The organism is Serratia sp. T13T92, assembly GCF_047530105.1.
Lineage (GTDB): Bacteria > Pseudomonadota > Gammaproteobacteria > Enterobacterales > Enterobacteriaceae > Chania > Chania fonticola.
Window position 1 is genome coordinate 57130 of record NZ_JBLJAK010000027.1, and the last position, 9496, is coordinate 66625.

At 55.1% G+C, this 9496-nt stretch carries 12 protein-coding genes; 10 read left to right on the forward strand and 2 right to left on the reverse strand.

Translation table 11 applies throughout. From position 1 onward, the window contains the following. Positions 1-56: 56 nt before the first annotated feature. Positions 57-833, reverse strand: a complete 777-nt coding sequence (locus ACMV5I_RS20800; protein WP_414825192.1) for an NAD(P)H-dependent oxidoreductase — start codon at positions 831-833, stop codon at positions 57-59. Positions 834-921: 88 nt separating this feature from the next. Here ACMV5I_RS20800 and ACMV5I_RS20805 point away from each other — a divergent pair, with 88 nt between their 5' ends. Beyond that, positions 922-1815 (forward strand): LysR family transcriptional regulator, encoded by an 894-nt coding sequence (locus ACMV5I_RS20805; RefSeq protein WP_202727400.1) that lies wholly within the window; start codon positions 922-924, stop codon positions 1813-1815. Here the strand turns inward: ACMV5I_RS20805 and pspF are convergent. Further along, entirely contained in the window at positions 1812-2819 is a 1008-nt protein-coding gene (gene pspF / locus ACMV5I_RS20810) for a phage shock protein operon transcriptional activator (RefSeq protein WP_024487049.1), read from the reverse strand. The two genes, ACMV5I_RS20805 and pspF, sit on opposite strands and share 4 nt — an antisense overlap. A 184-nt stretch (positions 2820-3003) precedes the next feature. Between pspF and pspA the strand changes: the two genes are divergently transcribed. The 9 genes from pspA to ACMV5I_RS20855 form a co-directional block, all read left to right on the forward strand. Further along, a complete protein-coding gene (gene pspA, locus ACMV5I_RS20815) occupies positions 3004-3669 on the forward strand; it encodes a phage shock protein PspA (RefSeq protein WP_021182065.1) in 666 nt (221 codons plus the stop codon). A gap of 57 nt (positions 3670-3726) precedes the next feature. Further along, positions 3727-3954, forward strand: a complete 228-nt coding sequence (pspB, locus tag ACMV5I_RS20820) for an envelope stress response membrane protein PspB (RefSeq protein ID WP_021182064.1) — start codon at positions 3727-3729, stop codon at positions 3952-3954. Further along, positions 3954-4391, forward strand: a complete 438-nt coding sequence (gene pspC / locus ACMV5I_RS20825; protein WP_202672963.1) for an envelope stress response membrane protein PspC — start codon at positions 3954-3956, stop codon at positions 4389-4391. The genes pspB and pspC overlap by 1 nt, the downstream gene beginning before the upstream one ends. A gap of 88 nt (positions 4392-4479) precedes the next feature. Beyond that, complete coding sequence (gene pspD, locus ACMV5I_RS20830) at positions 4480-4746, forward strand: phage shock protein PspD (protein ID WP_024487070.1); 267 nt, start codon at positions 4480-4482, stop codon at positions 4744-4746. Further along, positions 4727-6124, forward strand: coding sequence for a YcjX family protein (locus tag ACMV5I_RS20835; protein WP_021806545.1), 1398 nt, complete (start codon positions 4727-4729; stop codon positions 6122-6124). The genes pspD and ACMV5I_RS20835 overlap by 20 nt, the downstream gene beginning before the upstream one ends. After that, positions 6121-7179, forward strand: coding sequence for a YcjF family protein (locus tag ACMV5I_RS20840; protein WP_024529301.1), 1059 nt, complete (start codon positions 6121-6123; stop codon positions 7177-7179). Before ACMV5I_RS20835 ends, ACMV5I_RS20840 begins: the two co-directional genes overlap by 4 nt. 276 nt (positions 7180-7455) lie before the next feature. Next, positions 7456-8649 carry a M20 aminoacylase family protein gene (locus tag ACMV5I_RS20845; protein ID WP_414825189.1) on the forward strand — a complete coding sequence of 398 codons (1194 nt, stop codon included), beginning with the start codon at positions 7456-7458 and terminating at the stop codon, positions 8647-8649. A gap of 130 nt (positions 8650-8779) precedes the next feature. Next, entirely contained in the window at positions 8780-9382 is a 603-nt protein-coding gene (locus ACMV5I_RS20850; protein ID WP_414825190.1) for an MFS transporter, read from the forward strand. Continuing rightward, the coding region (locus tag ACMV5I_RS20855; protein WP_390900439.1) for a hypothetical protein at positions 9383-9496 on the forward strand (114 nt) is incomplete at its 3' end.

Sequence of the window (9496 nt, forward strand, 5' to 3'; positions counted from 1 at the left end):
TCACATTGCTTCCAGTGTTTACTTAGCCAGCTCGGGTGCTGGCTTTTTTTTTGCCTCTATTTCAGGTGAACGGCAAAACCGGAGCGGCCAGGGGCAATGTCTTCTCGCAGCGTTAACTGTGGGATCTCATAATCGCCAAAGTTTTGCTTACGAAATGGCAACGGCTCGGTACTGGCCAGCGTATCCAGTCGTTCCCCCAGCGCCGCACAAAGCTCTGGGAATTTCGCCTCGTCGAAGCGATCGGTGCGGTACGCCACAAACGGTGGCAGCACGTCAAAGCCGGGGTAATACAGAATGCCATGGTGAATGGGGAACAAAATATCCTCTATCGGGCCGTTGATACCGCGCGGGCTGTAATGAGACTCCCAACCGCCAGCGGTAACCAGCAACATAGCCCGTTTTCCTGCCAGCGTACCTTCGCCATAACGATCCCCCCAATGCGTATCGGAATGCTCGCCAACGCCGTACGCGAAGCCATAGGCATACACGCGTTCTACCCAACCTTTGAGGATGGCTGGCATGGAGAACCACCACAGTGGAAACTGGAGGATCACGGTATCCGCCCAGAGTAACTTCTCTTGTTCCAGTGCAATATCTGCACTTTGCGTTCCTCGTTCCAGAGCGATCCGGGAATCCAGTACCGGGTTGAAGCGGTTGGCTCGATCCCGATCCGTACGGTCTTCGCCATCCAAAGAGGCTTTCCATTTCATGGCGTACAGATCGGAAACCTGTACCTGATGCCCAGCGTCCTGCAGATGTTTGACCGCAAAGTTTTTTAGTGAGCCATTAAGCGATTGGGCTTCCGGGTGAGCGTAGACCAGCAAAATATTCATCATTAAGTTCCATTGCTGTAAAGAGAGCAACAGAGTAGGTTAGCGCCAGGTATAGTTAAAATTGATTTAAATGATTATAGGTATTTGCATGAGTAATTTCGGCAGGCTGGATCTCAATCTCCTGGTGACGTTGGATGTGTTACTGATGGAATTGAACGTTACGCGCGCGGCGGAGCGGTTGTCGCTGTCGCAACCTTCGGTAAGCGCTCATCTGGCCAAGCTGAGAGCGTTTTTCGACGATCCGCTGCTGCTGCCGGGCCCTAGAGGTATGCGGCCAACGGCCAGAGCAGAGGCGTTACGTGAACCTTTGCGGCAGGCGCTGGAAGTGCTGGAACACACCGTTTCACCCATCAGCCCGTTTGAGGCGGCCAGTGCGAATATCACCTGGCGCGTTGCCGCATCCGATTATGGCGAATCCACGGTGCTGTTGCCTGCATTGGCACGGCTTCGTCAGGCCGCTCCCAACAGCCGATTGGCAGTATTGGAACTGGCACCAACCAGGATTGCCCGGCAGGCGGAGATGGGGGAGATCGATCTGGCCTTTCACACTCAGGACTGCGCACCATCAGGGATGCGTCAACGCGTGTTATTCAAGGAGAAGTATGTGTTGGTGGGCCGCATTGGTCACCCCGCGTTGACGGTTCGCCCGACGCTGGCGCAATTTAGCCAACTGGAGCACGTGGTGGTTTCGCCAAACGGCGGGGGATTTAGCGGCATCACAGATCACACGCTGGAGCAGGTTGGGCTTTCGCGGCGGGTAGTCCTTTCCGTCCCGCATTTTCTGTTTGTGAAATCGGTGATCGCTAAGACGGATCTGGTGGCGATGCTACCCGAACGCTTGGTACGCGACAGCCCTGAAGTACAGATTGCCGAGCCACCAGTGGAGATCCCGGGTTATGAGCTGGCAATGCTGTGGGATGAGCGTTCGCATCGCGATCCCGCCCATCAATGGTTACGTGAATTGATCGCCCAGTCGGTTTAACTTCCCTCTGGGTCGCTACCTTGCAGCAACGCATGCTTTTTCAACATGCCGCGTAGCTGATGATAGGTCAGCCCCAGCAAATCGGCAGCTTTGCGCTGATTGAAGCGGCCCTGTTTCAATGCCATCTCCAGCAGGGTTTTCTCCTGCTGATGCTGCCAGCTTTTAAAATCCAGCGGCAACGCAGGTAAATCACTGGCCGGCGCGGTTACCTCATCATCAAGCGGCTCTGAACGCTTGGCAAAGGGGTTAATGATGATCTCATCCAGCTCATCCTGGTCTGAACCATGGCGGTAAACGGAGCGCTCCACCACGTTTTTCAGCTCACGTACGTTACCCGGCCAGGAGTAGCCGAGCAGCGTCGCTCGCGCATGTTCACTGAAGCCGGGGAACAACGGCAGTGACAGCTCGCGGCACATCTGAATGGCGAAATGCTCGGCCAATAGCATGATGTCTTGCTGGCGTTGGCGCAGCGGCGGCAGTTGCACCACGTCGAAGGCCAGGCGGTCCAGCAGATCGGCGCGGAATTTACCGGCGGCCGCTAGCGCGGGCAGATCGTCATTGGTGGCGCACACCAGCCGGACATCCACCCGCAGCGGTTGGCTGCCACCCACGCGCTCCAGATGGCCATATTCAATCACCCGCAGCAGCTTTTCTTGCACCAGCATTGGCGCGGTTGCCAATTCATCCAGAAACAGGGTGCCGCCATCGGCACGTTCAAAGCGGCCAAGGTGGCGTTTTTGTGCGCCGGTAAACGCGCCAGCCTCATGGCCAAACAGCTCCGAGTCCAGCAGGTTCTCATTCAGTGCCGCACAGTTGAGGGAGATAAACGGCCCTTGCCAACGGTTGGAAAGATAGTGCAACCGGTGGGCAATCAGCTCCTTACCGGTGCCGCGCTCACCGATCACCAGCACCGGTTTATTGAGCTTGGCCAACTGTGAAACTTGCTCCAGCACCTCCACAAAGGCGTTGGCCTCGCCCAACAGGTTCTCTAACGGTTCGCTCATGATGAAATTCGCCAATGTTTGGTGAAAACACTCACTCTACAGCAAGCGTGGCGAGAGTCAAAAACAAATAATCTTTGTATTTCAATTAAATAAAAGTTGGCACGCTTCTTGATTAACTCTTAGGGCAAGTTGTATAACTTAACTCGGCGCTTCAGACGCCTTCAGAACCAAGAGGAAGTAAATTATGGGTATCTTTTCTCGTTTTGCCGACATCGTGAACGCCAACATCAATACTCTGCTCGATAAAGCAGAAGACCCGCAAAAGCTGGTGCGTTTGATGATCCAGGAAATGGAAGACACGCTGGTTGAAGTGCGCTCCACATCAGCGCGTGCCCTGGCGGAGAAAAAACAGCTGCTGCGCCGTATTGAGCAGGGTGAAAACCAGATCAATGACTGGCAGGACAAAGCCGAACTGGCGCTGCGTAAAGATAAAGAAGACCTGGCCCGTGCGGCGTTGATCGAAAAACAGAAAGTGGCCGATCTGCTTGCTACGCTGAGCCAGGAAGTGGCTACAGTAGAAGAGACGCTGGCCCGCATGAAGAGTGAAATTGGCGAGCTGGAAAACAAGCTGACCGAAACCCGTGCACGCCAGCAGGCATTAACCCTGCGCCATCAGGCGGCTTCTTCTTCACGGGATGTGCGTCGCCAACTGGACAGCGGTAAACTGGATGAGGCGATGGCGCGTTTTGAACAGTTTGAGCGCCGTATCGACCATATGGAAGCCGAAGCGGAAAGCGTCAGCATTGGCAAAAAGAAAAGCCTGCATCAGGAGTTTGCCGAACTGCAGGCGGACGATGCCATCAGTGAGCAACTGGCGGCAATGAAAGCCAAGATGAACCGCCCGGAATAATGCTTAAGCGGCCACCCAGCGTGGCCGCCACACTACGGCCAATAAGAAGGAATTGAAATGAGTGCTCTATTACTTGCCATCCCGTTGACAATCTTTGTGTTGTTTGTCGCACCGATTTGGCTTTGGTTGCATTACAGCAATCGGCAACAGAGCGGCGTTCAACTGAGTCATCAGGAGATGCAACGTCTGACGCAGCTGGCGGAGCAGGCCTCACGCATGCGCGATCGTATTCAGGCGTTGGAAGACATTCTTGATGCGGAACACCCGAATTGGAGGCAGTCTTAATGCGTAGAGACCAGGACAGAGGAAAGTTTGGCGATCGTCGCGATCGTTCATACTACAACGACGACAGCGGTTCATACAAGGGCAACACGTTAGGCAGTAAAAAACTGTACCGTGTACCTGAAGAAGGCATGCTGAAGGGCGTTTGCGCTGGCCTTGCCCACTATTTTGACGTGCCCGTGCGTTTGATCCGGGTGATTGCCGTGCTGTCGCTGTTCTTCGGGCTGTTTTTCATTACGGTGGTCGCCTATATCACCTTGGTCTTCGTGCTTGAGGAGGCTCCAGCCAGCCGTTATCAGGATGAACATCAGGCCACACCGCGCCAGTTGCTCGATAAGCTGGAATACGAATTGAGCAGCGGGGAGCAGCAGTTGCGCAAGGTTGAGCGCTACGTCACGTCTGACACCTTTGGCGTGCAGAGCCGCTTTCGCCAACTGTAACCTCTCTTAACGATGCACGGGCCTGCGTACGCCGCAGGTCAGGCATTGCACCGACTTTTTCCCCAACATTTGCCGGAGGGCAGCAGCCATGAGTAAAACCTATGCGATTAATGCCCCAAAAACCGCTTCACCAAAATGGGGAGTAGGTGCATTGTTGAAGACCTTGTCGAAAGTCATCATCATAGCGCTAATGAGTTATGGCCCGGCGGGGGCAACCGCGTGGTTGCTGAAAACCGTCAGCCGCAAACCGCTGCGTTACGTGTTGGCCCTGTTGCTGGAACCGTTGTTTCGCAAAGGGCTGAACAAGGCGTTCGGGCGCTATGCCAAGGAGAACAATGAAACGACTGCAAAATGAGTTAACTTCGCTGGTCAATCGCGGGATGGATCGTCATCTGCGTCTGGCAGTCACCGGCTTGAGCCGCAGCGGTAAGACGGCGTTTATCACCGGATTGGTCAATCAGTTACTCCATGTTCACAGCGGCGCGCGTATGCCGCTGTTTTCCCCTGTGCGGGAAGAAAGGCTGTTGGGGGTGAAACGCATTCCTCAACGCGACCTCGGTATCCAACGTTTCACCTACGACGAAGGCTTGGCGCAGCTGTATGGCAATCCGCCAAGTTGGCCAACGCCAACCCGTGGCGTCAGCGAAATCCGCCTGGCGCTGCGCTACCGTTCCAATGACTCACTGCTGCGCCATTTTAAAGAAACCTCCACGCTGTATCTGGAGATCGTCGACTATCCGGGCGAATGGCTGCTGGATTTGCCGATGCTGGAACAGGACTACCTGGCCTGGTCACGTCAGATGGCCGGGCTATTGCAGGGCGACCGTGCACGCTGGGCGGAGCCTTGGCTAGCATTGTGCAAAGATCTCGATCCGTTGGCCCCGGCGGATGAAAACAAGCTGGCGGCGATCGCCCAGGCTTATACCGACTACCTGCTGCGCTGTAAGGCTGAAGGGCTGCACTTTATCCAACCTGGGCGCTTTGTGCTGCCTGGCGATATGGCCGGAGCGCCTGCGCTGCAGTTCTTCCCGTGGCCGAACGTCGATGCGGCAGGGGAATCGCGCCTGGCTCAGGCGGACAAACATACCAATGCAGGCATGTTGCGCGCCCGTTTTAACTATTACTGCCAGTCGATCGTCAAGGCGTTTTATAAAGAGCACTTTGTGCGTTTCGATCGCCAGATCGTGCTGGTGGACTGCCTGCAACCGCTCAACAGCGGGCCGCAGGCGTTTAATGATATGCGTTTGGCGCTGACCCAGTTAATGCAAAGCTTCCACTACGGCAAGCGCACGCTGTTCCGCCGCCTGTTTTCGCCGACCATCGACAAACTGATGTTTGCGGCAACCAAGGCGGACCATATCACCGCCGATCAACACGCCAATCTGGTTTCGCTGTTACAGCAATTGGTGCAGGAAGCCTGGCAGAACGCTGCGTTTGAAGGCATCAGCATGGACTGCGTCGGCCTGGCTTCGGTACAGGCGACCGAAAGCGGCATTGTCGATCATCATGGGCAGCCGATACCGGCATTGAAAGGCCACCGTCTGGACGATGGCGCACCGCTGACGGTCTTCCCTGGCGAAGTGCCTGCGCGCCTGCCAGGCCCGGCGTTCTGGCAGCAACAAGGGTTCCATTTTGACCAGTTCCGCCCACGTATGATGAGCGTTGACAGTCCGTTACCGCATATTCGTCTGGACGCGGTGATGGAGTTTTTATTGGGAGATAAATTACGATGAGCGAGCCGTTAAAACCGCGTATCGATTTTGCCGAGCCGTTGCAGCCGCCACAGGAACCGGTGTTGCGCGCAGGCTTGGAATTTGACGAACAGCAAGCCGAGAAATTCTATCCGGCAGCGCCAGAGATGGAGCAGGAAGAAGAGGAAGGGCGCGCGGAAGGTATCGTTAACGCCGCGTTGAAACCCAAGCGCAGCCTGTGGCGTAAAATGGTTAACGCCGGGCTGATGCTGTTTGGCGTCAGCGTGGTGGCTCAAGGTGTCCAGTGGGTGCATACCTCCTGGGTGCAGCAGGATTGGATCGCGCTGGGTGGCGGGATCGCCGGTGGATTGATCGTCTTCGCCGGTATTGGTTCGGTGGTGGGGGAATGGCGCAGGCTATACCGCCTACGCCAACGTGCAGAAGAGCGTGACGAAGCTCGGGAACTGCTGCACAGTCACGGCCTGGGGAGAGGGCGCGAGTTTTGTGAAAAGCTGGCGCGTCAGGCCGGGTTGGATCAAGGGCACCCCGCATTGCAACGTTGGCAGGCTTCATTACATGAAACCCAGAACGACCGCGAAGTGGTTGCGCTGTATGCCAAGCTGGTGCAGCCGGTGCTGGATAATCAGGCGCGGCGCGAAATCAGCCGCTCGGCGGCAGAGTCGACGCTGATGATTGCCGTCAGTCCGTTGGCCTTGGTGGACATGGCCTTTATCGCCTGGCGCAATATCCGCCTGATTAACCGCATTGCGGCCCTGTATGGCATCGAACTGGGCTATTTCAGCCGCATCCGTCTGTTCCGCCTGGTGTTGCTGAATATCGCCTTTGCCGGCGCTTCCGAACTGGTGCGGGAAGTGGGCATGGATTGGATGTCGCAGGATATTGCGGCGCGGTTGTCTGCGCGGGCCGCGCAGGGGATAGGGGCTGGTTTGTTGACGGCGCGATTGGGCATCAAGGCGATGGAACTGTGCCGCCCGTTACCTTGGTTAGAAGGCGATAAGCCAAAACTGGGTGATTTCCGTGGTCAATTGATTAACCAGTTGAAAGACACCATGAAAAAAGGTCAAAGCAAAGTCTGACTTCAGCAGGCTGCGTCAATCAGACGCAGCCTTATGGCTGCACCGCCAAAAACTCCCTTCTTTTTGTACACCTCTGCAATACCCATTAATTGTTAATGATAAGTTAATGAAGTGTTTGTTTTGCGGTCTTGGTCACGAAAAATCCCACGGACAGCGGCAAAGAAGACGGTATATTTGACCAACAATTAATCTGAATATCTGACTGCGCCAGCGGAAGATCCGCGATATTAGCTCGCCGCTTTAGCACCAAGACATCAATCCCAAGGACAGGAGGTAATGAACATGCCGCACCGTGAGCCGAACTTAGAGACCTTCCAACCCTATGCCGACGAAAGCCAAACCCTCCGTCGACATATTCATCAGTACCCTGAACTGGGATTCGAGGAACGACAAACCGCCGATCTGGTAGCGAGAAAGCTTGAGGAGTGGGGGTATCAGGTGACAAGAGGGCTCGGTATCACCGGCCTGGTTGGGACGTTGAAAAGAGGCAACAGCCCCCGCACGTTAGGTATTCGGGCAGATATGGATGCTTTGCCGATCCTGGAAAATACGCAACTCCCTTACAGCAGCCAGCACGAAGGCATCATGCATGCCTGCGGGCATGACGGCCACACCGCGATGCTGCTTGGCGCGGCACATTATCTGGCCGACCACGCCTGTTTCGATGGCACCTTGCACCTCATTTTTCAACCCGCAGAAGAGGGTTTGGCCGGTGCCCAGAAGATGATCGACGACGGCCTGTTTAAACGCTTCCCCTGTGATGCCGTTTTTGCCATGCACAACATGCCGGGCTTCCCGCAGGGGCAATTTGTCTTTGGCGAGGGGGCGTTTATGGCCTCCAGTGATACGGTCACCATCACCATTCACGGCAAAGGGGGACATGGCGCTATGCCGAAGGGCACCGTTGATGCCGTGGTCGTCGGGGCCAGTATTGTGATGGCATTGCAGACGATCGTCGCGCGTAATCTGGGGGCGCAAGAACCGGGTGTGATCACCGTAGGTTCATTCCAGTCAGGCATGGCCAGTAATGTCATCGCCGACTCAGCGGTATTAAAGTTAAGCGTGCGTGCGTTGGATCCGCAAGTCAGGGAGTTGTTGGAAGAGCGCATCAAGACGTTAGTGGCGGCCCAGGCGGCCTCATATGGTGCCAGGATCGATATTGATTATGATCACACCTATCCTGTGTTGGTCAACCAACCGGAGATGACCCGCTTTGCCAAGCAGGTGGCGCAAAATTTAATGGGTGATAGCCATCCTCAGCAGGTCATTGATATCCCTGAACCGTTGATGGGCAGCGAAGACTTTGCCTTTATGCTGAACCAGTGCCCGGGCAGTTATTTATTATTAGGTAACGGCCAGGGTGAAAATAGCTGCATGGTACACAACCCCGGCTATGATTTTAATGATGAAATCATACTTAGAGGGATCGCCTATTGGTCTGCGTTGACGCAGGAATTCCTGAAGGAATAAACCTCGGTCTTTAATAAGTTGGTGATGCTCCTGAATTTGTCAGGGTCGAAATGTTCGATCCTGGCATAACATCGATTATCTGGACGGGCGCCGCATGCTGCGCCCCTGCAAATTAAATTAAGGACAGGCCATGGATAGCGTCAAGGAAAGAAAGTCCCCGGCTAGGGCCATTGTGGCTACCACGTTAGGCAATGGCTTAGAGTTTTTTGATTTGGTGCTTTACGCATTTTTTGCGACCTACATTGCAAAAGCTTATTTCCCCGCGACAGATCCTTTGGTGAGCATGACGATGACCTTCCTGATCTTTGGGATGGGTTATCTTGCCAGGCCCCTGGGGGCGCTGGTCATCGGCCATTATGCCGATAAAAAAGGGCGCAAGCCCGCCATGACGCTGACGTTCCTGCTGATGGGGCTCAGTACCCTGACGATTGGTATCACCCCGTCATATGAAAGCATCGGGACTGCGGCCCCGATCATTATTACCCTGGCCAGGCTGATGCAAGGCTTCTCCGCAGGCGGTGAGTTAGGCGCATCAACGACCCTGCTGGTGGAGTATGCCAAACCCCATAATCGCGGGTTTTACGGGGGATGGCAGGTAGCGAGCCAAGGTGCGGGCAACGTATTTGCCGCCATGACGTTGGTGATCCTGGTAAATTGCATGCCAGAGGCGAGTGTGGAAGCCTGGGGCTGGCGTATCCCGTTCCTGTTTGGCATCGTGATTGGGCGTTGTTGAATAAATCGAACTTTTGGCCGTAGTCAGGATCAGATCACCACACTCCTCATCCTGCAGCGATATCACGTGGCAAAACAAAAGTTCAAAATCACCAACTGGGCCACCTACAACAAG